The sequence below is a fragment of the Thermotoga caldifontis AZM44c09 genome, from assembly GCF_000828655.1.
In the GTDB taxonomy this organism is placed as follows: domain Bacteria; phylum Thermotogota; class Thermotogae; order Thermotogales; family DSM-5069; genus Pseudothermotoga_A; species Pseudothermotoga_A caldifontis.
The window spans coordinates 866,080-889,665 of record NZ_AP014509.1; the positions used below are offsets into that span (position 1 = coordinate 866,080).

The 23,586-nt window shown below is 50.8% G+C and carries 23 protein-coding genes and 1 CRISPR repeat array; of the genes, 4 read left to right on the forward strand and 19 right to left on the reverse strand.

The window, feature by feature from the left end:
• Nucleotides 1–14: 14 nt before the first annotated feature.
• The 19 genes from ispG to flgM all read right to left on the reverse strand — a co-directional run bounded on the left by ispG (nt 15) and on the right by flgM (nt 16,532).
• Nucleotides 15–1,058 (reverse strand): flavodoxin-dependent (E)-4-hydroxy-3-methylbut-2-enyl-diphosphate synthase, encoded by a 1,044-nt coding sequence (ispG, locus tag TSP01S_RS04335; RefSeq protein WP_041076789.1) that lies wholly within the window; start codon nt 1,056–1,058, stop codon nt 15–17.
• The gene (locus TSP01S_RS04340; protein ID WP_041076791.1) at nt 1,055–2,545 is read right to left on the reverse strand and encodes a M50 family metallopeptidase; all 1,491 of its coding nucleotides are present in this window, start codon (nt 2,543–2,545) and stop codon (nt 1,055–1,057) included. The genes ispG and TSP01S_RS04340 overlap by 4 nt, the downstream gene beginning before the upstream one ends.
• The gene (locus tag TSP01S_RS04345; RefSeq protein ID WP_041076793.1) at nt 2,524–3,615 is read right to left on the reverse strand and encodes a 1-deoxy-D-xylulose-5-phosphate reductoisomerase; all 1,092 of its coding nucleotides are present in this window, start codon (nt 3,613–3,615) and stop codon (nt 2,524–2,526) included. The genes TSP01S_RS04340 and TSP01S_RS04345 overlap by 22 nt, the downstream gene beginning before the upstream one ends.
• Nucleotides 3,594–4,223 (reverse strand): thiamine diphosphokinase, encoded by a 630-nt coding sequence (locus TSP01S_RS04350; protein ID WP_231848606.1) that lies wholly within the window; start codon nt 4,221–4,223, stop codon nt 3,594–3,596. Before TSP01S_RS04350 ends, TSP01S_RS04345 begins: the two co-directional genes overlap by 22 nt.
• Complete coding sequence (locus tag TSP01S_RS10045) at nt 4,189–5,151, reverse strand: RNA polymerase factor sigma-54 (RefSeq protein ID WP_052463498.1); 963 nt, start codon at nt 5,149–5,151, stop codon at nt 4,189–4,191. Before TSP01S_RS10045 ends, TSP01S_RS04350 begins: the two co-directional genes overlap by 35 nt.
• Nucleotides 5,152–5,184: 33 nt before the next feature.
• Nucleotides 5,185–6,177, reverse strand: coding sequence for a tRNA preQ1(34) S-adenosylmethionine ribosyltransferase-isomerase QueA (gene queA, locus TSP01S_RS04360; RefSeq protein ID WP_041076795.1), 993 nt, complete (start codon nt 6,175–6,177; stop codon nt 5,185–5,187).
• Complete coding sequence (locus TSP01S_RS04365) at nt 6,174–7,112, reverse strand: hypothetical protein (protein ID WP_041076797.1); 939 nt, start codon at nt 7,110–7,112, stop codon at nt 6,174–6,176. The genes queA and TSP01S_RS04365 overlap by 4 nt, the downstream gene beginning before the upstream one ends.
• Complete coding sequence (locus tag TSP01S_RS04370) at nt 7,093–8,397, reverse strand: DUF5693 family protein (RefSeq protein WP_041076799.1); 1,305 nt, start codon at nt 8,395–8,397, stop codon at nt 7,093–7,095. The genes TSP01S_RS04365 and TSP01S_RS04370 overlap by 20 nt, the downstream gene beginning before the upstream one ends.
• Nucleotides 8,363–9,607 (reverse strand): hypothetical protein, encoded by a 1,245-nt coding sequence (locus tag TSP01S_RS04375; protein ID WP_041076801.1) that lies wholly within the window; start codon nt 9,605–9,607, stop codon nt 8,363–8,365. The genes TSP01S_RS04370 and TSP01S_RS04375 overlap by 35 nt, the downstream gene beginning before the upstream one ends.
• The gene (locus TSP01S_RS04380) at nt 9,604–10,476 is read right to left on the reverse strand and encodes an RluA family pseudouridine synthase (RefSeq protein WP_041076803.1); all 873 of its coding nucleotides are present in this window, start codon (nt 10,474–10,476) and stop codon (nt 9,604–9,606) included. The genes TSP01S_RS04375 and TSP01S_RS04380 overlap by 4 nt, the downstream gene beginning before the upstream one ends.
• Before the next feature lie 4 nt (nt 10,477–10,480).
• Nucleotides 10,481–10,930 carry an SsrA-binding protein SmpB gene (gene smpB, locus TSP01S_RS04385; RefSeq protein ID WP_041076805.1) on the reverse strand — a complete coding sequence of 150 codons (450 nt, stop codon included), beginning with the start codon at nt 10,928–10,930 and terminating at the stop codon, nt 10,481–10,483.
• Nucleotides 10,931–10,942: 12 nt separating this feature from the next.
• Nucleotides 10,943–11,266 carry a YraN family protein gene (locus TSP01S_RS04390; protein ID WP_041076807.1) on the reverse strand — a complete coding sequence of 108 codons (324 nt, stop codon included), beginning with the start codon at nt 11,264–11,266 and terminating at the stop codon, nt 10,943–10,945.
• Nucleotides 11,263–11,553: an Asp-tRNA(Asn)/Glu-tRNA(Gln) amidotransferase subunit GatC gene (gene gatC / locus TSP01S_RS04395; RefSeq protein ID WP_041076810.1), complete on the reverse strand. Its 291-nt coding sequence runs from the start codon at nt 11,551–11,553 to the stop codon at nt 11,263–11,265. The genes TSP01S_RS04390 and gatC overlap by 4 nt, the downstream gene beginning before the upstream one ends.
• On the reverse strand, nt 11,516–11,767 hold the full coding sequence (gene csrA, locus TSP01S_RS04400) for a carbon storage regulator CsrA (protein ID WP_041078438.1): 252 nt from the start codon (nt 11,765–11,767) through the stop codon (nt 11,516–11,518). Before csrA ends, gatC begins: the two co-directional genes overlap by 38 nt.
• Nucleotides 11,768–11,772: 5 nt before the next feature.
• Nucleotides 11,773–12,240, reverse strand: coding sequence for a flagellar assembly protein FliW (fliW, locus tag TSP01S_RS04405; protein ID WP_041076812.1), 468 nt, complete (start codon nt 12,238–12,240; stop codon nt 11,773–11,775).
• Nucleotides 12,241–12,250: 10 nt separating this feature from the next.
• Entirely contained in the window at nt 12,251–13,141 is an 891-nt protein-coding gene (gene flgL, locus TSP01S_RS04410) for a flagellar hook-associated protein FlgL (protein ID WP_041076814.1), read from the reverse strand.
• A gap of 4 nt (nt 13,142–13,145) precedes the next feature.
• Nucleotides 13,146–15,734: a flagellar hook-associated protein FlgK gene (flgK, locus tag TSP01S_RS04415; RefSeq protein WP_041076816.1), complete on the reverse strand. Its 2,589-nt coding sequence runs from the start codon at nt 15,732–15,734 to the stop codon at nt 13,146–13,148.
• A 73-nt stretch (nt 15,735–15,807) separates the two neighbouring features.
• Nucleotides 15,808–16,266 (reverse strand): flagellar export chaperone FlgN, encoded by a 459-nt coding sequence (flgN, locus tag TSP01S_RS04420; protein WP_041076818.1) that lies wholly within the window; start codon nt 16,264–16,266, stop codon nt 15,808–15,810.
• Nucleotides 16,267–16,271: 5 nt separating this feature from the next.
• Entirely contained in the window at nt 16,272–16,532 is a 261-nt protein-coding gene (gene flgM / locus TSP01S_RS04425) for a flagellar biosynthesis anti-sigma factor FlgM (RefSeq protein ID WP_041076820.1), read from the reverse strand.
• On the opposite strand from flgM, the gene TSP01S_RS04430 reads away from it, so the two are divergent.
• The 4 genes from TSP01S_RS04430 to TSP01S_RS04445 all read left to right on the forward strand — a co-directional run bounded on the left by TSP01S_RS04430 (nt 16,491) and on the right by TSP01S_RS04445 (nt 23,585).
• Complete coding sequence (locus TSP01S_RS04430) at nt 16,491–17,345, forward strand: energy-coupling factor transporter transmembrane component T family protein (protein WP_082021641.1); 855 nt, start codon at nt 16,491–16,493, stop codon at nt 17,343–17,345. The two genes, flgM and TSP01S_RS04430, sit on opposite strands and share 42 nt — an antisense overlap.
• Nucleotides 17,346–17,828: 483 nt before the next feature.
• Nucleotides 17,829–19,802: direct repeats of the CRISPR family, unit length 30 nt; unit sequence GTTTCAATCGAACCTTAGAGGGATGGAAAC.
• Between the two features lie 232 nt (nt 19,803–20,034).
• Nucleotides 20,035–21,024: a BMP family ABC transporter substrate-binding protein gene (locus tag TSP01S_RS04435; protein ID WP_041076824.1), complete on the forward strand. Its 990-nt coding sequence runs from the start codon at nt 20,035–20,037 to the stop codon at nt 21,022–21,024.
• Nucleotides 21,025–21,045: 21 nt separating this feature from the next.
• Nucleotides 21,046–22,542, forward strand: coding sequence for an ABC transporter ATP-binding protein (locus TSP01S_RS04440; RefSeq protein ID WP_041076826.1), 1,497 nt, complete (start codon nt 21,046–21,048; stop codon nt 22,540–22,542).
• Nucleotides 22,539–23,585, forward strand: a complete 1,047-nt coding sequence (locus TSP01S_RS04445) for an ABC transporter permease (RefSeq protein ID WP_041076828.1) — start codon at nt 22,539–22,541, stop codon at nt 23,583–23,585. The genes TSP01S_RS04440 and TSP01S_RS04445 overlap by 4 nt, the downstream gene beginning before the upstream one ends.
• The last annotated feature ends 1 nt before the right edge of the window (nt 23,586 follow it).

A 23,586-nucleotide genomic window follows, 5' to 3' on the forward strand; every position in this document is an offset into this window, starting at 1 on the left:
CTCGGAAAATTTGCTCACTGAGGAACTGATCGAGTGTGTTCGATGAGCTTGATCAGTTCCTCTACGATCTTTTCTCGCGGAACGGTCTTTACGATCGTTCCGGATTTGAATATGACTGCTCCATTTTTAGTACCAGCAACACCTACATCGGCGTGTCTTCCCTCACCGATTCCGTTGACCACACAGCCCATCACTGCGACTGTGAGATCTGTTTTTTCCACGATGGGTTCGATCGATCTGGCGATCTGTTCCACATCTATTTCACACCTGGCACACGTGGGACACGCGATCACCTGGCCGAACTTTCTCAGACCGATCGAGGCGAGGATCTTCCGTGCCACGATCACTTCTTTGATCGGATCCCCCGCGATGGAAACTCTTATCGTGTTACCTATTCCTTTGAGCAACAGGTGCCCTATAGCGATGGCAGACTTTATGATCGCCGTTTCACCGACCCCAGCCTCGGTCAGTCCGATGTGCAAGGGATAATCCACTTTCGAGGCAACGTACTCGTTGGCTTTGATGGTTTCAAGAACGTCCGTACTCTTGACCGAGACAACGATGTCGTAGAAGCCGAACTTCTCGAGCAGCCGCACTTCGTAGAGTGCCGACTCGGCCAGTGCCGTGATCCGATCGTACTTCTGTTCGAAATCTTTCCTCAACGAGCCACTGTTCGCCCCGACCCTGATCGGCACCGAATACTCTCTCGCCACCTCGACGAGTTCCTTCACTTTCCAGTCCTGACCTATGTTGCCAGGATTTATTCGAACCTTGTCTGCCCCATTCTTGATCGCTTCTATAGCGAGACGATGATCGTAATGAACGTCCGCCACGATCGGAACGTTCAGATCGAGAACTTCCTTGATCTTCCTTATGGCTCTTGCACTTTCAAAGTCTGCCACGGCGACCCTCACTATCTCACAACCCGCGGCGGCCAGTTCCCTGATCTGTCGGACGGTCGCATCCACATCGACGGTTTTCGTGTTCGTCATGGACTGGATCGAAACTGGATAGCCTTGCCCAATGAAGACGTTACCCACACGCACGATCCTGCTCATCGCCCGATCAACCTTCCTATGTCACTGAAGGTAACGAAGATCATCAGTGCTACGAGCAACAGAAAGCCTATGAAGTGTATCAGATTTTCCACTTCTGGCCTGACCTTCCTCCTGCTCACCAGTTCGATGAGGGAAAACACGATCCTTCCACCGTCCAGCGCCGGGAGTGGCAACAGGTTGAATATGCCAAGGCTCATCGTGATCAGTGCAACGAGTGTCAGCACCGGTTCTAAACCCACCTTCGCTGTCTCGCCGATGAACGCCACCAGTCCCACCGGTCCCACGATTCCACCCGTTTCTGTGCCACGTAGCATTCCGAGAAGCGATCTGTACATCGTGATCAAAACGTTGTTGCACCTGTCCACGGCAACGGCTATCGTCTCGAGCGGATCTTTTGGTCTGAGGTTGGCCGTTTTCGATTCGAACACGCCCGGCGTTTCCAGAAGGTTTTTGACCAGCGCTGTGGGGACCTTCAACTGGACCTGTTGACCATCCCTGAGCAGACCGACGGTCACTTCGCTCCCAAAGCCCCGGCTGGCCCAGACGATCAGATCACCCTGAGTTTCTATGTAAGCACCGCCATCCTGCGCCAGTGCGAGCTGATAGATCCTCGAGAGATCGACGTTGTTGTTCACCGTGACGTTTTCGACCCGAAAGAGCACGTCCCCTTTCCTGAAAGGTTCGAAGTCTTTTCTGAGAACGTTCGACACCGTGGCAAAGTAAAAACCGAGTGCGTACTTGGCCGGTTCGTACTGGTACTGCTTGAGCAGACCCTTCACGGTACCGTTCGTTGTTTCAACCGATACGTAACTTTCCAAAAGACTGTTGAGCTGCGCAGGGCTCAAAGATCTCCCCGATACGTTTTCTATTCTCGCTCCGATCTGAAATTCTCCGTCCACATCTCTCAGCAGAATGAAGTGCGATTCTTCAAACATCTTCGGTACTGCCCTTATGTTCAACTTTTCATCGTTTCTGAGGACAGTTAACTCCACCGGAAGCCCTCTTCTTATGATCTGACTCACGGTGTAGTTGTCATAAACCCTTCTGCCGTTGATTTTCAGTATCACATCCCCATCCCTGAGCCCCGCTTCGTAAGCGGGTTTTCCGGGCTCGACGTAAGCTACCGTCACTGCCGGTACACCCCACAGAGTAACGATGAATAAGAACAGTACATAACCTGCGAGTATCGAAAAAACAGGTCCTGCGAGGAAGATCAGAAGCCTCTGCCATGCGGGCTTCGAGTAGAGACTGCCAGCTTCTCCTGTCGCCTCGGTGGGATCCTCGCCGGCGAGCCGGACGTACCCACCGAGAGGGAACACGTTTATTCTGAAAGTCGTTCTCTTGAACTTCTTCTGGTAGATCTTTGGACCGTACCCGATCGCGAATTCCAGCACGTCCACTTTGAAGAACCTTGCAAACGCGAAGTGTCCCAGTTCGTGCACGACGACCACGGCCATGAATATGATCAAAAAGTACACGACAGCCATTCGATCACCTCTTCTGCAATCCTTCTACTCGCTTCATCCACGTCCTTCAGATCTGATAGATCCCTCACGTTGCCTTCTACCTTCTCGATCACCCTTTCGATGATCTTCGCGATGTCCGTGAATTTGATCCGACCTTCGAGAAACGCGTCCACGCACACCTCGTCGGCCGCGTTGTAAGCGGTCCTTTTAGCGTAGTCTTTCTCGATTTCGTAAGCGAGATAAAAAGCAGGATATCGGTTTCTATCGACCTGCTCGAACTTCAACTGCGTTTGCCGCAGATCTGGCCAACTTTCCTGCTGGTAAAGTCTTTCTGGGTATGTTAATCCGTAGGCGATCGGAACTCTCATGTCTGGAAAACCGAGGTGCATTTTGATCGTTCCGTCCCTCAGGAACACCGCCGCATGGACCAGACCCTCTCTGTGGATCAGCACCTCTATCTGACTCGCCCCGAGCTGGAAGAGTTCACAGGCTTCGAGCACTTCAAAACCTTTGTTGACCATCGTCGCGGAATCGACCGTTATCCTCTTACCCATCTTCCACACCGGATGTTTCAGCACGTCTGACGGTTTTGCACGATCGAGTTCCTCCAGTTTCCAGTCTCTCAGAGCGCCGCCGGATGATGTCAAAAGAACCTTCTCGATGGAAGGTTCGTAGAGCTGCATCACGGCGCTGTGTTCGCTGTCGAGTGGTATGAGCTCGCAGGAAGTTTTTTCTTTCGTCTGCCTGACGAGCCAGCCACCACACACGAGTGCTTCTTTGCTCGCCAGCAAAACTCTCCTTGAGGTTTCCAGGGCTTTCAGAGTGATGGGGAGACTCACGAAGCCCGGGATGCAAACCAATGTCACATCAGGTTTTTCTCGTTCAAGAAAGCTCTCGAGTTCCTCGTAACCTTCGGCCGTGCATATCAGCTTTGGAACGTTGTATTTCTTCGCGAGTTTTTGGGCCGATTCCACGTTCGTGTGGTACGTTCCTGCAATTATCCGAAAATTTTTGATCTTGTCGATCACCTCGAGCGCCTGGGTGCCTATCGATCCCGTCATGCCCACGATCACGATGGTTCTTTCAGCCATCTGAAGTAGGCCACCTTTCCACGTTCAACGGCTATTCTAACCTTCGATGAGACTGCGACGTTGCTGATCCCGTAAGGATGATCGCACGGCATGTTCTTTCGAGTGATCTCGTATTTGAAGCCTCTCAGCGTTACACCCTCCGCGTCTCCTGCGATCGGGACTATGGACCATTTCTCGTTCACGTTTGCCTCCAGTTCGGCTTCGCTCGAAACCACACCGACGATCAACTGCTCGCTCTTAGCTGTGATCTGGACGTCGAAAGAGCCCATCAGATACATCAGTGCGAGCAGCATGTCCAGTCTGTCTCCCATCCAGCAGAATATGTCTACGGATTCGGCCCCTCTTTCGACGGCCTTCCTCAGTGCGAGTTCGGTGTCTATCTCGTCTTTCTCCTTCGGAAACAGAAACACCTCGCACCCCAGACTCTTCAATTTGTCCAGATCTGATTCTTCCAAAGAGTCTCCATCTCCGACGAACATGTCGGGCACCACACCCGCACTCAAAAGCCTTTTCGCCCCACCATCCACCGCGATGATCAGATCGTACTCTGCAAGATCTACGCTTCCAAGGTCTTCACAATCGCCGTTTAAGAACATCGCCACTTTCACGGGACAGTCCTCCCAGCAGGTTTCTGTACTTGTTCACCGTGCGTCTGCTCACCTCGATACCACGTTCCCGAAGCAAGATTCTCAGCTTTTCATCACTCGCACGAGGGTTTTCCTTCAAGAGTTCGTACAGCAACGGCAGAAAGAACTTCACCTCGATGTTTCTGCCAAAAAAGGTGTGCATGGGAAAAATTCCAGAGGGCGTTTTCACGTACTTCTGCGAAACGGCCTTTGAGACGGTTGAAACGTGCAATCCCAATTCTTCCGCGGCATCGACAAACTTCGTCTTGTTTGGATAAACTGATCTACCCAGCAGGAAATCCACGTTCTTCCTGACGATCATGTTTCCAAGGCAGAACATGATCTCTTTTCTGTGTTGAAGGAGTTCGTTGATGTACAGAAAGATTTTCTCCTGCCTCTTATCACTACCACCCGAAGAGACCGCGAGCTCTTTGACGTGCACCGATAGATCTTCTCGGATCACCACATCGGGTTGCACGTAAGTAGCACTTCTTCCAAAACCAGAAACCGATCCTTCGAACAATCCTTCAGGACCAACGTCCTTGATGGCTTCAAGCAGTTTCTCAAGTTCTTCCAAACTGATGGAGAACTTCTCACAGATTTCCTTCTCGTCTACCAGCAGATTTCCACGCTCGTCCAGGTTGTAGACGATGTACTCTGCCACCGGCTCCTGCCGTTCGTCGAGACGGAGCAACGCGATGGCGTCCATGAGCTCTTCCTGAAGAGACTTTTCTCCCGACAGTAGTCTTTCGACGAGTGGTGATTCACTTTCCGTATCTTCCAGATCGAGGCTGATGTATGGGAAAAAGTCCTGCAAGAACTGCGCGAGCTGTCCGACCGGAAGTTCGACGAACTTGAAAAAGAGCTCCTTGCTCGAAAAATCCCTTGTGAGGTCGAGTTTTAGCTTCATCGCTCATTCCCCAACGTTACTATACACTCTGCGTCACAGTATGAACATGGCGTCGCCGAAAGAATAGAACCTGTAACGTTGTTTCACCGCTTCCTGGTACGCGTTCATGATGAGCTGATGTCCTGCGAAGGCACAGACCAGCATCAACAGAGTTGAACGTGGCAAATGAAAGTTCGTGATGAGTGCGTCCACGATCTTGAATTCGAACGGCGGATAGATGAACAGGTCGGTCTCGCCTTCGGTCAGGTTGGTCCTCGCAAAACTTTCGAGTGTTCGTACCACGGTCGTGCCCACCGCGATGATTCTGTGTCCCTGCGATTTGGCCTGTCTTATGATTTCAACAACCTTAGGAGGTATCGAATACCTTTCGGCGTGCATCCTGTGCTGTTCTATGTTCTCAACCTTCACCGGTCTGAAGGTCCCAATACCCACGTGCAGTGTCAACTCGACCGTTTGCACGCCCATCGAGCGGATCTTTTCGAGCAAAGTTTCCGTGAAGTGAAAACCGGCAGTGGGAGCCGCTATCGAACCTGCCACCTTCGCGTAAACGGTCTGGTACCTTTCGAGTGGTATCTTCGTCTTAACGTACGGTGGAATCGGTGCTTCGCCGACCTTCAGCAGCTCTTCGTCGTCCACGTTGAACTCGATCAACCGCATGCCTTCTTCACATCTGTCCAGACATTTCGCCACGATACCGCTGCTCAAATGTGCGAGCACGCCTGGTTTGAACTTCCTGGCCGGTCTCACCAGGCACTTCCAGGTTTTTTCGCCGACTCTTTGAACCAGCAGAATCTCGATCTGTTTTTCGTCGATGTGACCGAACAACCTTGCCGGGATCACCTTGCTGTTGTTCAGCACCAGCACGTCGCCCGGCTTCAAATACTCCACGATGTCGCGGAAGATCCGGTGCTCTATCGACCCGGTGTCTCTACGAACTACCATCAGTCTCGAACTGTCCCTCGGTTCTACGGGAACCTGAGCGATCAACTCTTCCGGCAGATAGTAATCGAAATCCGAGAGCTTCACTGGAAGAACCTCCCCAGATCTATTCTGTCGATCTTGCTGTTCCACTCCTCGAACCTGTCGTTGCTCACCACGATCGCGTTCTTTTCAAGTGCTATGGACAGTATGAGTTCGTCCGCAGGAGAGTGGAAGTACGTTCTTTCTGCGTAGAACCACTCACTGTCTTCGTTGAAGATGTATCTGATGTTCCTGTCGAAGACCAGATAATAAGGATAATAGAACTCCTCAAAACTCGCAAGTCGCTCAAGCACGAAATCTATGTCGCTGAGTTTTCCCCTCAACCTCGCGATGTTGCTTCCATCGAGAACCACCGGTCGAACGATCTTTCTAACCAGCACTGCCCTGACGTAGGGATGGCACCTCAACTTCGAAAGGATCTCACGCCTCGAGATCTCGTCGAGTTCCCTGAAGAGTTCGGCGAGCACTTCCACATCACCGATGTGCGTCACTCGAACCGAGTTGATCTGTTCGATGAGCCATTCGATACCCTCACCGCCACCCTTCATCACCGCCGCCTGAAGCTCGAGGAAATCTTCCAGTTTTGAATCCAGAAGTAGCTGTCTCGCTTTTTTCACGAAAGTTTCGACGGCTGTATCTTCGATGAGCTGGATCAGTTCGTCCGATGGCGGAGGATACCTCTTCGGATTCAACCAGAAGAACGGTTCGAGCCCAGCAATCTCGGGCAAGTTGGTCGACCTTGAAAATCGCTTCAACCTTTCGATCAATGTGCCCCTACCGTAAACGAGCTGGCGGAGAGAGAGCAACGTATGGTGGCAAGGCTGAGCGGATCTGATTTGACCCAGCGAATTCTGAATGAAAAGAATGCCGGCTCCTTCATCGGTTTCGAGCCGTCGCAAGTACTGAACCTGGTTCTGTCTTCTGGTCTGCAGAATCTTCAGCCTCGTCAAAAAAGCTGGATCATACACGTCGAATCGCACGTTTCCTCACCTTTTGAATCACGAACAGAGCAACGTAACCCACCGCGATCGAGAAGATGGACCTGTACAGAGAAACCATCAGAGGAGTTTTTATGTGACAGAACGTGTTGAAGGTCGAGACGAGCGCGATGCTCGCAAGAATTTCGAAGACGAAGGACCATTTGAATTCTGGGAAAACCAGCCAGAAGGCGAAGGCGGGATAACCCACGATCTCCTTGAACCTCGGTCTCACCCAGAGCAGGCCTTCCAGCACATCGCGGAGCTGTCTTTCAAAGTAAGCAACGAAAGCGGTGTTACCGGAGCGGGAAATGTAGTAAAATCCTGCAAGTATCAGCAGAACCAGCCCAAACGGCCAATACTTCTTCAGCCATCTCCATTCTTTGATGACGTTCTTCAAGAGCACGAAAGCCGGCAACAGCGAAAGAGAGAGCTTCACACCCCTGTACAGGCTCAGATCGTTCGCGTGCCAGAAATCACAAAGTGCAGCGTTCGTGAGTAGCCCGAGTAGCAGGTAAAGCAGGGGTAAGAACTTCTTCTTTTCGTGAGAGTACAGAAGGATCGTCGCGAGTATCGACACGATCGACACGGCCAAAGATTGGTTCCAGAACCAGAGCGGTGCCGATACGATTCCAAGCAAGGGTTTTCGGGAGAACACCAGAAGGACTAAACACAGGAAGGCCAACCAGCGAAACTGAAAAGCTCCGCTGTTCGGTGAGGGAACGTCTTTGGGCTTTCCAAACTCACGTTCTATCCTTCCAAGAATTTTTTTCACATCGATTCCTTCAAGTGGCTGGATCCAGATCATGTCGATGCTGCGCTCCAGGATAGCCCTTCTGAGCCTGTAATAGATCATCGAATCGGTCAGTTGCATCTTTTCGACTTCTTCCTGCCGAATCGTGTGTATCCTGAAGAACTTTTCGGGTTGCTCTCTCAACGAAACCACTCTTCTCACGAATTCGGTACTTTCGTTGAACTCGAGCATGCCGATCCAGACCTTGTGAAGATCGGCCTGTTCCGCGTAAATTTTCGGATCGTACGCGCTGAAATCTCCTCTGAACGTGACGTACAGCATGTAGTTTTCTATGGGTTCACCCGGATCTATCACGTACACGATCTGACCAGATGGAAGCAGTATCCTATCTTCATCGATCGAAACGCCGACGGTGTAGGCCATATCTTTTCTGTCGCTCACGAGCCGACTCGGTACGAAGATGGCGAGACACAGTAAAGCTGAGATGACAAAGATCAGCTCAGCGGCCCTTTTCAATGCGGAGAGTTTTTTCATTCACCTTCACCTCGTAGCTGGCTGAATCGAATATCTGCCACTTCAAGTAGGGTGAGAGGAATTTGAAACCACCAACGCTGATGGTTCTTTCCTCAGTGAACACCAGAAAGTCCTGCATTCTTTCTAATACGAGTACCCTGTAGGTTACGTTCCCGAAAGCGTCCCGTGCCTCGCCGATCAGAGTGTTCCGGGCTGATTCCAGCTTCAGCACAGCGCTGCGTTCCACCGGCAATCTTTCCCCATTCAGATACAGGAACGTCTCGTACGGTGAAGCGTCTTCCACCTGCAGCTGTACGTGACACATGGAATCGATCAGTTTTGTATTCATGACGAGCTCTGGGGGCGTTGAGTCTTTCACAGTCAGATCGTGAACGATCAGTTCGTTACTGAGTTGTTCGAGCGCTACGTATCTGCCGGGGTAGGAAAAAGAACCAGTTGACAACAATCCGGAGAGAAACTTCAACGTTTTTTCGTTTCTTGAACCCAGTTCTATCTGGGCTTGTTCAAAACGCACCGTCTGCTCTGGAAAATCAAGCTTCAGCTCGGTCGTACTACCGGATGAAACGATCTCGACACTGTGCGTTCCTGGTGGCAACGCCATGCACAGATCCTTCCTCTGAACGCCGTTGTGAACGAACGTCAATTGAACAGGTTCGCCCTCAAAGATCGCCATGACGACCCCGCCGAGACCTGGAAAGTACGAAACGGCGAGCTGGTAGGAGATTTCTTCCTTCAGACTGTATTCTCCCGGACCTGCAACGGGAGGGACTTTCTCGAAGAAGTGGCTGAGGAAAAGTTCGATCTTTCTTTTTTCGACAGGTTCAAGAACTTTGATCCTGTCTGGGTAAATTTCTATGGGGTATCTGTCGACGGTCAGACTGATCGTTCGACCCGATCTGACAGAGTTGAAGAGCAGTCCGAAGACTTCTTCGGGTACCACTATGTCTGCGTTCTTTGTTCCTAAAGTGAGGCCCTTCCTGCTCACGAGGAGCGGTACGTTCGGCAAGGGGATGTAATCGACGATCAAACGAACCGGTTCGTACACGTCAATGAATTCGTCCGTCAAGCACATGTTCGAAGGGCACGACACCTTGAACTGCACCCGCTGACCATCCAGGAACAGATGAGCCGTCATGTCGTAAGTGTTGATGAGCAACTCCGCCGCCAGACAATGAAGCGGTAAGATGAGAAGAATCAAAATCCATTTCATGCTCTCAACCTTTCGAGCACTTCTTCGAGCTCTTCAGGTAGGGGAGCCTTCAGATTCAACCTTTCCGGCTTGGCTGGATGCATGAAACTTATTCTGAGGCAGTGCAAAAACTGTCTTCTCAATCCGAAGTTATCGCGGAAATAGCGATTGGCAGTTCTATCTCCATAAACTGTATCCCCGACAACGGGATTTCCCAGCGCCGCGAAGTGTTTCCTGATCTGGTGCGTTCTTCCCGTGTGGAGGATCACACGAACGAGGGTGGCCCGATCGAAGTTCTCCAGGACGATGTATTCGGTGACGGCTTCGAGCCCATCGATGGGAAGATCGATCTTTCCATGCCCGCGGAGCTGTCCCGCCACGAGGGCGAGATATTCTTTATCGACGAGCCTTTCTCTGAACATGTGACTGAGTATCCTCGCCGTCCTGGAATTCTTAGCGACCACGAGGACTCCGGAAGTGTCCCTGTCCAGACGGTGCACCAGATGGGGTGTGAAACCTTTCTGTTTGCCGTAGAACATGAGACCGTGAATGAGCGTGGTGCCGACGGTTCTGTCTCCAGGATGCAGCGCGATACCGGCTTTTTTGTTCAGAGCGAGCACGTCTTCATCTTCGTATATGATGTCCAGCTTGAGGGGCACAGGTTTAACCACCGTGACCTGGCGGGAATATTTGGACAGATCTTCGTCCACTTCGACCGTGTCACCAGGTTCGAGTTCGTAGGCGGGATCTTTAACGGTTCTTTCGTTCACGCTCACCTTTCCCGTTCTGAGAAGCTTGTATATTTCGGACAACGGGACGTTCTTCAACTGTTTTCTGAGGAATTTGTCGAGCCTGGTGTAGGCGCTTTCTTTGTCAACGAAAAGCTGCAAGGGCTTATCGCCCCCTGTATTTCATGTATTCCTTTATTTTCCTCTGGATCTCTCTTTCCTTTATTTCTTCACGCTTGTCATATTTCTTCTTACCTTTTGCGAGCGCTATCTCGACCTTCGCGATACCCTTGTCGTTGAAGTAGAGTTTCGTGGGTATCAGCGTGAAACCACCCGTGCTCAGTTTTCCGGCGAGCCTTTTTATTTCGCGCTTGTGAAGCAACAGCTTCCTTGGCCTTTCAGGGTCGTGGTTGAAGTGGCTCGCGTGCCTGTACGGGCTGATGTGCAGGTTCAACAAATAGACTTCCCCATCCTTGATGCGGCAAAAAGAATCTTTGAAGGAAACGTTCCTCTCCCTCAAAGATTTCACTTCCGTACCTTTCAGTTCTATACCCGCTTCGAAGGTCTCAAGAATTTCATAATCTCTCGCCTTCTTGTTCACGGCTATCAGTTCCACACCGAAACCTCCTCACAGCTGCACTCCTTCGATGTGCTCGATACCCTTCTCGGTCACTTCGATCACGTCGATACGCAGCGCTTTGAAGCTGGTCCTGCACTTCATCAAGTATTCGTTGATCGCCAGTTCCATCTTTTTGACTTTCTCTAAATCGACACGCGTTCGAGGAAAATACTCGCTCTTACCGCTCTTAACTTCAACAAAAACGAGGTACTCACCGTACCTCGCTATTATGTCTATCTCTCCAAAACGTGTCCTGTAGTTTCGATCGATGATTCTGTAGCCTTTCTTCTTCAAATACCTCGCGGCGTTCTCCTCAGCTTCCTTCCAGTTCAAGCGTGTATTCCAGGCACGACGATGTGCCCGTCTCTCCTTTTTGGAAAGTTCGATCTTATCGCCTCAACGTCCTCGAAAAGTTTGACTTCGTCCGCCCTGAGCTCTGCGTTCGATTCGATCGGCGTGTACATGGGCTCGACCTGACTCACATCCACCTCGTTCAGCAGCTCCATGTAGGCGAGTATTTCTTTCATATCTTTCTCGATCGATCTGCGCTGTTCTTCAGTCAGCTGCAGCCTCGCAAGGTTTTCAAGGTGTCGTATCAGATCCTCGTCTATCTTGATCAATCAGCCTTACCCCCTTCAGCGAGTCGACGCTGGCACCCGAAGCCTTCAAATTCTCCTCCACGATCCTTTTGTATATCTCCGTCCTGTATATTTTAACATGCTTCGGTGCGGAGATACCTATTTTGACCTCAGAGCCTTCTATCTTGAGTACCACCACCTCGATCTCGTCACCGATGATGAAACTCTCACCAGCTTTTCTGGAGAAGACGAGCACGAGAATCACTCCTTCTGTGTTCTCTTCAAAATCTCGTTGCTCCTGCTGATTTCTTCATCGATTCTGTGTTTCAGTTTGTACTCGCTTCCCTCGAGGAGTACCTGCTTGCCGAGGTTCAGCTTCCTGTTTATCACGATCGGTGCGAAGAGGTTCACCGTCGCTTCCTGAGGAGCACCGGCAGGTATCGTCACCACGACCCACACTTCTATCTCATCAGGATCTTCGATCTTCAATTCCATCCTGTCGGCCTCGCTCAGCTCGAAAGAATAATCCACCCTGACGAGCCACGGACTCACGATTGGTAACGCCACGTTGGCATCTTCGAGCGAAACGAGCCAGCGGAAAGGCTTCGTTTCTGGCAACTCGACTATGGTGAACTTGCGCAGATGTTCGAAACCGGGTATGCCTTTTTCGAACAGCAATATCTTCGATTCACTCACTTCCACTTCTCCGACCTTCGTTTCGCACAACATCCTCTCACCTCTAAGAGATGTAGTCAACGAGCGTGCTCCTTAGAAGATTCGCGGCCGATTTCAACGCCGCGTTCAGCACCGCCTGTTTCATCGAAAGTTTTGTCACCGCTTCACTGATGTCCACGTCCCGCTCTTTTGAGATGTGTTCCGTCATGAAACTGTTCAAATCCGTGATCCTGTTAGCGGCGGCTTCAACGACCCTCTGTACGGCTCCGACCTTCGCGAGGTTCTCCGATACGGACTTTTCAAGATAGTTCACACCTGCGAGTGCCACCTCGCTGATGAACCTCTGATCGTTTCTCTCGAGCGCTTTGATGGACATCTCTATCAATTCGAAGACGCTCTGGTTGCCCTCCGTGACGAACAGATCCTTGACACTGATGCCGTATTCCAGAGGATAACCGAGTACCACCGTGGTTCTGCCCTTCAGAGCCTCCGGTTTCACCGTTATCTTCCCATCTTCGCTCACCGGAGGTTCACTGCCGGCGAGACCTGCGAAGATGTAGTCTGAACCAACCTGCGTGTTTGCAATCTGGATCAGCTGCTGTTTGATCTGTTCCACCTCTCGGGCGATGGCGTTTCTTTGATCAGCTGTGAGCGTTCCGTTCGCGGCCTGAACGAGGAGTTCCCTCAATCTCTGGTAAAGCTCGCTGACCTGCTGGATCGCTGTATCGTAACCTTTCACCACGCTCTGCACGTAGTTGACGTTGCGTTCGTACTGTTGAAGCTCCCGCAACCTGCTGTCCAAGTTCGAAGATCTGGTGGCCAGCACGGCATCGTCGCTGGGATACCTCACCTTCGTCCCGGAAGAGATCTGATCGTGCAACTTCGCGATTTCTCCGATCGTCCTCTGAATGTTGTACAGAACCCTGTCGCTGGTCATCCTGTCCGTCACTCTCATGCTATCACCTGCCCACCACTCCGAGCTTGTCTATCACCCTGCCGATCATTTCGTCCACCGCCGTGATCACGCGTGCCGCCGCGGCGAACGCGTGCTGGTATTTGATCATGTTCGCCATCTCCTCATCGAGCGAAACTCCTTTGACACGTTCACGCTCCTGATCTATTTCCAGTTTGAGAGTCTCGCTGTTGTCTCTCATCTTCTGAGCCGTCTCCGATTCCACACCGAGCTCTGCGATGACTCCTCCGAAGTACTCGAAGAAGCTTTCTTTTCCATCTGAGAGCAACTTCGCGTACCTGGCATCCCGTAAGTACCTGATGATGTCCACGTTGTTCGAACCAACAGGCTGGAAAGACAGAGCGTTCCAGTTGTCGTTGAATAAAGCCTTCCCACCGTCGATTGCGAGCACCTCGGCGTTGGCTTTCAGTGCGCTCGAAACGTCCCAGCTCGGAACGAAATAGAAAGGCTCGGTACGTTCCCTCTTGTTGATCGTGAACAGTTCGCTCACGTTCAGTCTCACACGCAGGCTGCTGAAATCATCGCTCCGCGATATGAGCGTGTATTCTTCGTTCCAGTCCGCACTGAAGCTCGTTGGATCACCGTCTGTGTCGACGAAGCCCAGTGCTTCGAAGAGTCCCTTCGGACCTGTGATGTTGAAGCTTCTCAAATCGAACTCGAAGCTTCTTCCCGCGCGCAGAACGAACTCGTTCTTTGGAGTGAGATCGGCGATCACACCCGTACCGGCCTGGTTGATCTTCTCCACCAAGGTTTCCAGCGTGTCCACGGTGGGATCTATGTGTATCGGCGTGTTACCTATGTACAGTTGATAACCCGTCGATGGGTCGAAGTTCAACGAGCCTCTGAAGATGTTTTCGAGGGTCGCCGACGGCTTGAGAACATCGAACGTTTTGTTCTCTGCTTTCACCCGTGTCAGAAAGCCGAGCTCGTCCTCGATCTGCACCCTGCTCCAGTCGAACTCCAAATCCTTCATCGGAACGAGCACGAGCGTGTCGTTCAGAAGCAACGCCTTTATGTTGGTGAGCTGAGAGTTTACCTGGTCTCTTATCGTTTCGAGCGTCGTACCTGGACCGATCGAGAGATTCAACGTTTCTCTGACCTTCGATCCATCGCTCAGAGTCTCATTGAACGTGAGCGTGTACGTGCCTTCAGACAGTTTGGAAAGATCGCTGAAGGTCACGAACGTTCTTTGCTGTGTTTCGAAGCCAAGGGTCTTCAAAACGTTCGAGTTCGCATCGATGATCAGCGTTTCGTTCAGATTCACATCGCTCTCGAAATACAATCTGTACGCGGAAGAAGACGGCGTCGACTGGTGTGTTCCCACGTTCAACCTCAGCCAGCTTGGCCAACCCATGCCGAGCAGATCGTCCACCGTCGTTCCAGCGGAGACATCGAGTTGGTCCAGGGAATTTCCGTCGAAGAAGTACAACCTGCCGGCCTGTGTGAGTACGGTGCTTCTTATCTCGTCTTCGCTTCGATTGTTCATGCCGGTGGCGGCGTAGATCGGTCCGGCCAGCATTCTTCTGCTTCCAGCGATCCTGAAAATTGCAGGATCGTTGGTCTCCAAAGCAGGATTCAGAGTGAAGAAATTCAAGTTCGTCGTCTTTCCAGCGGCGTCGAAACCAGAACGGTGTATGAGGTTGAGTTTGTCTGTCAAGTTGAGTGCGAATTCGTCCAGATAGAGCATGTACTTGACGATTATAGAATCTCTCAGATCTATGAGCGCTTTCACTTTCCCGTCGAGCAGGTTCACCTTCGTCAGACCCACGAACAGTTCGTAGAATCCTTTGCCGTAAGGTCGCTCCAAGGCCCTGACAGGATTCTGCACCGATCCAGACAGCACGATCTGATCGCCGAACATCAATATCGTCTGGCCGTCCTCCGTTTCCCTGTAGCTTATGTTTCCATAACTTGCAAGCTCATCCAGTATTCTGTCCCTTTCGTCGAGCAGATCGTTCGGTGTGGTCTTCAGAGCGATGGCGATGCGCACCTGCTCGTTTATCTGCCTCAGCCTGGAAACCAGCTGGTTTATCTTGTCCGCAAGGAGGAGGATCTCTTTGTTTATATCCTCACGCAACTGTTCGAGTCTGCCGTAGAGATCTTTTATCCCGTTGACAAGCTCTTCGGCACGCGACACGATCTGTCTCTTCGCGGCGACGTTCAGCGGGTCAGTCATGACCTCTTCGAAGGAAAGTGCGAACGCATCGTACAGGTTCCTTATGCCGCTGTTTCCTGGCTCTGCGAGCAGTTGTTCGAAGAAGTGCAGGTTCGAAAAAACGCTGTTCCAGTAGCTGTACCTGCCCGAGACCTGCCGGAACTGGAGGTCCAGAAACATGTCCCTCACGCGTTCTATGTTCTTCACCTGTGAACCTGTCCCGAGCATGAGAGGGATCGATGGTTGTGTCAACGTCGTGAGTGGTATCGGCGGGGTTGGTTCGATCACGGGACGCTGGCGCGAATAGCCATCGGTGTTGGCGTTGGCTATGTTGTGGCCAACGACGTTCATCGCCAGTTTGTGCGTATAAACACCGAGCAAAGCGGTGTTCAGAGTTCCAAACAGGCTCAGATTGGCCATTCCATCACCTGCTTAATTTTTCTTTCGAGGTTCGTTCCTCTCCTAAGCTCTTATCGGCAGAAAAGGCTGGTCTTCAACCTTCGGCCTTGAAATTTCTTTGTTGCTGTGTTCCGAGGCGGGCCTTCGAATCGTAGGTGGGGAAGGAAGATGGGCTTAAAAGTTTTCTCAAGAAGTCGAAATAGGCCTGGTGGAACTCCGATAGACTGCGAAGCCTGTCGATCCTGTGTGAGAGGTCTTTGAGGCGATCGACGACTCTGAACAGCGCTTGCATCAAGGAAGGATCCTGTTGGCAGAAGTCAAAAAAACTGAGGCTCTCGTTCAGTCCCTTCTCTCTCTTGACTTTCTCGAAAAGGTTACGGCGCTCTTCTTCGAGCCTGTAAAACTGCTCGAGGAGATCTTCCAGTCGAACGAGCACTTCTTCGATCTGAGAGGTGTCTCTGTTCAGAAAGGAAGCTTCGCACAGCCCGAGCTGGCGATCAATTTCCAGCAAAAAACTATCCTCTTCTTCGAGGATCGAGAGAAGCTGTTCCATTCCTTCTACAACTGCCTCATTATGTGCTTGGCAATTCTTTCAGGGTCGATCGTGTAGATGCCCTGCTCTATCGCCGCTCTCAGTTGCTCGACGAGCTTCTCGCGCACCTCCGGAGATTCCTTCGCCTCTCTGAGCAGTTCTGAAATGTTCAGTTTTTCTCCTACACTGAGGGATTCGCCCTCAGTGCGGGGCTTTCTTTCCGTTTTTTCGGCCGGAACAGGCTGATGGATCTGAAAGGGCCTTCCCACACCGTTGATCTCCTGCACGTTCTCCCCTCTCCTTTGTATAATCGTCCATGTGAGAAAAAACTTTACACGCGAGTGGTGAATCGCTTGAACGGCTTCGGTAAGTACGTTCACAGAGACTCTGTGGTACATAGGATGAATCCGGTGCTCAAGATCGTGTATCTTGTCGTCGTTCTGTCTTTGGGCTTCGTTTCGGGTTCAACTTTTTATTTTATCACATCGTTCGCGAGCGTGTTCATTCTGATGCTTTTATCCAGGATCGGACTGAAGGTCTATCTGCTCGATCTGCTCAAGCTCAAGTGGTTTCTGATCACGATTTTCCTCATCCAGATTCTGCCGTTGACGAGAACGAGATTTTCTATTCTTCTGCTCCGTTCGTTGAGTTCGACCTACGTGGTGGCTCTGAGCGTGCTGGTGACTTTTCTGATCTTCAGAACCACGACCAGCATCACTATCGCGAAGGCTTTCGAGGTCATACTCAAATGTTTGGGCATGAAAAAACTCGCCCGGAGAGTTTCGCTGCTCCTAACGCTCTCTCTCATCCAAATACCGATCCTTTTCGAACAGATGGAAAAAATAAGAACAGCGCAGACGCTGCGAGGTCAAACGTGGAAGACGAAGAATCCTCTGAAGGCTCTGAAATCTCTGGAATCTTTAATTGTGCCGCTGCTCTTCTTCACTTTGAGACGGACCGAATCGATCTCTATATCCCTACAGATGAGAAAGTACGATGTTCACAACCGCCCAACGCTGTACAAACCTCTGAACTTTTCACGCTGTGACTTGCTGTTGATCCTTTTGATAATTTCACTGTTTCTCTCACTTGCCAGATAGATCTTCGTTTTCAGAAGCATGAAACACAAACGCACCACTCTCAGATGCCTTTCAATTCTGCACAAAGCTCGCTTAATCATTATGTAATAGTGAAGCAACATTCAGGGGGAAACCCCCCTATCTTGAAGAACAAATATCTGAAACGCACAAAATTCTCATTGTGAGTTAGAAGAGACTAATGCTTGTGAAAAAAGCTTGTATGAGCTTGCATCGTTGTGTGATGATTCACTCTTGGAGAAGATCCATTCACTTTGTGAAAAGTCACAAAGCGACACCTTCAAATGTTACACACACCCTCGAAAAACGGCACTTTTTGGGGAAACCTCCGATAGCCGAAAAACCCCGGGGGTTTTCCGAAAGATGGTGAATGGAAGATAATGCTGAATGTGAGTGCATCTTCGTGCAGTTTGTGGTTCTTTCAACCAGCACTTAGACGATTGCACCCCGATTCCGTTGTGGTACAATCTGAGTGAACAGTATGGGGTTTCAATCGAACCTTAGAGGGATGGAAACTCCAGCTGGGGCGAAAATAACTTTCAGGAAATTTACGGTTTCAATCGAACCTTAGAGGGATGGAAACCATGATTGCTGCCCTAACGGACTGGTGCGCTCTGTTCGTTTCAATCGAACCTTAGAGGGATGGAAACGGATTATTCATTGAAAGCACTTCTCAAGTTAGACAAATGTTTCAATCGAACCTTAGAGGGATGGAAACTTGCCCTGTCGTCGATAAACCGATCCGCCTACGAGAAGTTTCAATCGAACCTTAGAGGGATGGAAACCGATTTTTTGGGTTGTGTTGTTCATATTCTTGTAACTGTTTCAATCGAACCTTAGAGGGATGGAAACACACCCTCTTCGTATGATGCTCTCTGAATACTCGAAAGTTTCAATCGAACCTTAGAGGGATGGAAACTCTGCTGATATCGCCTCTATATGAGCATCCTGAATCTGTTTCAATCGAACCTTAGAGGGATGGAAACAATCAAAGGTTTATTCCACATTTGCGCGGCAAACTTTGCGTTTCAATCGAACCTTAGAGGGATGGAAACTCGTTCTAGTTCTTGGAGCAACGCTTTCACCTCCTTGTTTCAATCGAACCTTAGAGGGATGGAAACGGGATTGATGGAGCTACGGACCCGAGCGGCGGATATTGTTTCAATCGAACCTTAGAGGGATGGAAACACTTTTGAGCGATCTCTAGCAACAACCAAAGTTCTTGGTTTCAATCGAACCTTAGAGGGATGGAAACGAATTAGCCACAATTCTTCTAAGTCTTGCTTTCTTGGGTTTCAATCGAACCTTAGAGGGATGGAAACACGCTGTTTTGATCCCCTGTACGATACCGGAGAGTCGTTTCAATCGAACCTTAGAGGGATGGAAACAGCTGGAGTCATTCAAGGAATCTGGCGGGATCGAGTGTTTCAATCGAACCTTAGAGGGATGGAAACGTGGGTAAGTCTACAAAGAAGATCTCATCAAATCGTGTTTCAATCGAACCTTAGAGGGATGGAAACGGTTACACACCGCAAAGGTTCGTGGTTGAAGATTCAGTTTCAATCGAACCTTAGAGGGATGGAAACAGATGTGGACGGTGGAAGAAATCGCACAGATAGCCAAGTTTCAATCGAACCTTAGAGGGATGGAAACCTGCCGAGCTGATCGAGCAGTGCACTCTGCTCAACATGTTTCAATCGAACCTTAGAGGGATGGAAACAGTCCTCGAGGTGGTAGTCGAACTTGAGGCCCAGTTTTGTTTCAATCGAACCTTAGAGGGATGGAAACTCCATAAAGACGTGTGGCAAAAAGAGCAAGAGCCTCGTTTCAATCGAACCTTAGAGGGATGGAAACTCACAAAATTCACCTCCTTTCTGTCCGCCCGCTACAAGGTTTCAATCGAACCTTAGAGGGATGGAAACCTCAAGCGGTCAATACTCTGCCGCTATGCACGTACAAGTTTCAATCGAACCTTAGAGGGATGGAAACGCCCTCGAGTTGGAAACTGATCGTAAGGCCTAACAATTGTTTCAATCGAACCTTAGAGGGATGGAAACACAGGCTGCTGGACTCGCTCAAGCAGCGCGGTACAACGTTTCAATCGAACCTTAGAGGGATGGAAACGGCTCCATCTGTGACAGCACTAATGTTATTAATTTGCGTTTCAATCGAACCTTAGAGGGATGGCGACAGATCCTGTAAACGTGTAAGTAAGAACCGTCTTGTCAGTTTCAATCGAACCTTAGAGGGATGGAAACACTTTGACTTCTTGGTCACCAGGCGCCGATGCCCTTTGTTTCAATCGAACCTTAGAGGGATGGAAACCTCTCCCCTATTCACTTCTACTTCCCTACCGATTACCGTTTCAATCGAACCTTAGAGGGATGGAAACTCGGTTCCTTAATGTAGAAACGTATTCGTGTTCCTTCGGTTTCGATCGAACCTTAGAGGGATGGAAGCACTTTTTCGCTTTCCGGACTCCTTCTCCCAAAATAGACGTTTCAATCGAACCTGACAAAAAACTTCGCCCCATGGAGGCGGATTTATTCTCCCTCGGTTGGTCCAGCCTGAGAAAAGCTGTGAAGTGATATCCCCTCGACTCATATGAAGAGCAGAGTTTCACCGCTTGTCTCCGCTCCACCTGCCCGCTTGGTGAATCCTGAGTGATAGAATTCGGTTGGGAGGTGCTACGATGAAGAAGTTTGCTCTGCTGGTGATGGTTCTTCTGTCGCTCGTTTTGTTCGCCAAGCCTGCGCGCGTTGCTTACGTCATTAACGGTTCGCTCGGGGATCAATCGTTCTACGATTCTGGATACGCAGGTATCAAGCAAATCGAACAGGACTTCAAGGTTCAGACGAGGGTCATCGAATGCAACTTCGATCCTTCGCTGTACTATCCGAGTCTGATCACAGCTGCACAGTGGGCAGACGTCATATTCGTCATATCGTACGGTTTCGAGGAAGAACTGAAGCAGGTCGCTATGAAGTTTCCGAACAAGGTATGGGTCAACATCGACACTGTGGTCCAAGATGAAAAAGGGATCATTTCGAGTGTGGATTACCGTGAGGAAGAGGGTGCGTTCCTGGCAGGTGTCGTCGCCGCGCTGGTCACAACGATGACGGATTTGCCGGGAATCAACCCGCAGAAGATCATCGGTGCGGTTGGTGGAGACGACGACATAGTCATAAGGTCTTTCGTCTACGGCTACGAGCAGGGTGCGAAGTACATCGATCCGGAGGTTCAGGTGAAGGTGATCTATGTGGGCACCTGGGACGATCCTGCAAAGGGTAAGCAGGCCGCGCTGCAGCTTTACGCGGAAGGTGCCGATGTCGTGTTCCAGATAGCGGCGCTCACAGGATTCGGAGTCCTGCAGGCTGCCAAAGAGGTTGGCAAGTACGCCATAGGTGTGGACAGCAACCAGAATCCGCTGGTTCCTGGACACGTTATAACGAGCGATTTGAAAGAGGTCGGTAAAACGATCTACACGATCTTCAAGTGGATCCTGGACGGAACGTTCGAGAAAGGAAAAGTTTACAGCTTCGGTGTGAAGGAAGGCATGGTGGGACTCGCGATCGACGAGTACACCAGAAAGATTCTGCCCGAGAACGTCGTTCAAAAGATCATCGATATACAGAACAAGGTTGCCAGCGGTGAAATACAGGTACAACCGTACAGGCCTTGAGGTGAGATTCTGCTCGTAGAAATGATCGACATATGCAAGGTTTATCCACCAAACGTGGTGGCTTTAAAGCATGTCGATTTTTCGCTGGTACGCGGCGAGGTGCACGCCCTGGTCGGGGAGAACGGTGCTGGAAAATCAACGTTGATGAAGATCCTTTCCGGAATGGTGAGGCCTTCGCACGGTGAGATACGCGTCAACGGTAGAAGAGTGCAGATAAGCAATCCTGTCGTTGCCGCGCGTTTGGGAATAGGCATGGTGCACCAGGAACTGGCGCTGGTGGGATCTCTGAAAGCATACGAGAACGTGGTGCTCGGTTCCGAGCCGTCACGCTTCGGTTTCCTCAAACCGGAGCTTTCTTTGCAGATCGTGAAAGGGCTGGCGGAAAAGTTCGGTTTGAAGGTGGATGTGGCCGAGACCACTCAGGAACTTTCGATCGCGGGACGTCAAAAGATAGAGATACTCAAGCAGCTGTACAGGAACGTGGACATTCTGATTCTGGATGAACCCACGGCTTCTCTCACGCCTCAAGAAACCGAAGAACTCTTCGAGGAGATAGCCAACCTCAAAAGGCAGGGAAAAACCATAGTGTTCGTTGCCCACAAGCTCGACGAGGTCCTGAAGATCTCCGACAGGATCACCGTGCTGAGGAAAGGAGAAAAGATCGCCACGTTCGAAAACGATGGGACCATCACCGCCGCACAACTCGCAGAAATGATGGTTGGTAGGAAAGTCGAACTGGTTTCCACAAAGACTTTCCGTGAACGATCTCACCCTGTGTTGGTCATGAACGAACTTTCATTGTTCAGCAAGACTGGTGGGAAGAAGTTGCTGGATGAAATAAGCATCGTCGTGCACGCGGGAGAGATCGTAGGTATCGCGGGCGTGGAAGGAAACGGACAGAAGGAATTGATCGAAGTTCTGATCGGATTGAGGAAGGCAACGTCGGGCAGGATAGAGATTTCAGGTAAGGACGTGACGGACGCTTCTGTAAGAGAGAGAAGGTCTCTCCTGGCGTACGTGCCGCAGGATAGAAAAAATGTCGGTCTGGCGTTGAAGGCCACCGTGCTGGAAAATCTGATAATGACCCACCACATGGGTCCTCCTCTGAAGAAAAAATGGCTCCTCGACAACTCTTCGGCGAAAAATTTGGCCGCCCGGTTGATAGAGGACTTTAACATCGTCTGCAGAAATTCATCCGAGAGGGTCCAGAACCTTTCGGGTGGTAATCAGCAGAAGGTGATCATCGCCAGGGAGATCTCTTTGAACAGGGACCTGATCGTGCTCGATCAGCCAACCAGAGGTCTGGACGTGGCCTCGACCCGTTACGTGAGGGACCAGATCCTCGTGCTCAGAAACACCGGTAAGGCCGTGTTGTTGATAAGCTCGGACCTCGATGAACTCATGGATCTTTCCGACAGACTGTACGTCATACGCTCGGGGCGCATCGTGGCGGAGCTCGATCCCCGCACCGTCGATAAAACTGTCGTTGGTTACCACATGCTGGGGGTAAGTGCGTGAACACGGTGAGGTCTGTTCTTCAAACGGCGGTCGCGATATCGCTCGCTTTTCTGGTCGCCGCGCTTTTCATTCTCTTGCAGCGTAGCTCTCCTTTCGAAGTTTACATGGCACTCTACGAATACGGCTTAGGTTCATGGTTCTCGTTCACCAACACTCTGAACGCGTCTTTCCCACTGATCCTCACGGGACTCTCCGCCTCGATCGCCTTCTCGTCCGGTGTGGTGAACCTTGGTCAGCACGGTCAGTTCCTCTGGGGTGCGCTCGTGGCCGCGGTGGCTGGTGTCTATTTGAAGATGCCCGGCTGGTTTGGAACGGCATTTCTCGCTGTACTCGGTGGTCTTGTCGGTGCGGGATGGGCGGCGCTCGCCGCTTTCTTCAAAAGAAAATACAGGATGGACGAGTTCATCTCGACACTGATGCTCAACTTTCTGGCAGAGTACATGACTCTTTATCTCGCAACTTATCCTTTTCTGGACCCGAAGGCTTACGTGCCTTCGACAAGGATGATCAGGCGTGAATACTTCCTTGCAAGTTTTTTCGACGTGAATTTAGCCTTCTTCGTGGCAGTTTTCATGGTGTTCCTGAGCTGGTGGTTCTTGTGGAAGACCTGGCGCGGTTACGAAGCGCGCATGATGGGTTACAACAAGCTCTTCGCCACCGTCGGCGGGTGCGATGTGGAAACCGACACGAGCCTGATTCTGATCCTTACAGGTTTCCTGTCCGGCTTGGGGGGTGCCTTGCTCATACTCGGCGGCACTCAGCACAGGTTCATGAAAGGCATAGGTGCGAACTTCGGATGGGACGGTGTGATGATCGCGATAATGGCGCAGAACAGCGTGGTTCAAACGCTCTTCTACGCTCTCTTCATCGGTTTCTTGAAGAACGGCGCGGTGGGTATGGAATTCGAAACTTCGGTGCCGTCGGAGTTCGTCATGTTTCTGCAGGCCATAATCGTTTTGACACTCGTTGGGGCACGCTCCGGTTTCGCCAGTCTCAGTGACTGGTTGAGGGCCAGAAGCGAGCTTCGGAGGTTGATGAAATAAC

Bases quoted from the DNA above. Each gene is read 5' to 3' on its own strand.
- ispG (WP_041076789.1), bottom strand. From the start codon at position 1,058: ATGAGCAGGATCGTGCGTGTGGGTAACGTCTTCATTGGGCAAGGCTAT.
- TSP01S_RS04340 (WP_041076791.1), bottom strand. From the start codon at position 2,545: ATGGCTGTCGTGTACTTTTTGATCATATTCATGGCCGTGGTCGTCGTG.
- TSP01S_RS04345 (WP_041076793.1), bottom strand. From the start codon at position 3,615: ATGGCTGAAAGAACCATCGTGATCGTGGGCATGACGGGATCGATAGGC.
- TSP01S_RS10045 (WP_052463498.1), bottom strand. From the start codon at position 5,151: ATGAAGCTAAAACTCGACCTCACAAGGGATTTTTCGAGCAAGGAGCTC.
- TSP01S_RS04370 (WP_041076799.1), bottom strand. From the start codon at position 8,397: ATGAAAAAACTCTCCGCATTGAAAAGGGCCGCTGAGCTGATCTTTGTC.
- TSP01S_RS04375 (WP_041076801.1), bottom strand. From the start codon at position 9,607: ATGAAATGGATTTTGATTCTTCTCATCTTACCGCTTCATTGTCTGGCG.
- fliW (WP_041076812.1), bottom strand. From the start codon at position 12,240: ATGTTGTGCGAAACGAAGGTCGGAGAAGTGGAAGTGAGTGAATCGAAG.
- flgL (WP_041076814.1), bottom strand. From the start codon at position 13,141: ATGAGAGTGACGGACAGGATGACCAGCGACAGGGTTCTGTACAACATT.
- flgK (WP_041076816.1), bottom strand. From the start codon at position 15,734: ATGGCCAATCTGAGCCTGTTTGGAACTCTGAACACCGCTTTGCTCGGT.
- flgN (WP_041076818.1), bottom strand. From the start codon at position 16,266: ATGGAACAGCTTCTCTCGATCCTCGAAGAAGAGGATAGTTTTTTGCTG.
- TSP01S_RS04430 (WP_082021641.1), top strand. From the start codon at position 16,491: ATGGATCTGAAAGGGCCTTCCCACACCGTTGATCTCCTGCACGTTCTC.
- TSP01S_RS04435 (WP_041076824.1), top strand. From the start codon at position 20,035: ATGAAGAAGTTTGCTCTGCTGGTGATGGTTCTTCTGTCGCTCGTTTTG.
- TSP01S_RS04440 (WP_041076826.1), top strand. From the start codon at position 21,046: ATGATCGACATATGCAAGGTTTATCCACCAAACGTGGTGGCTTTAAAG.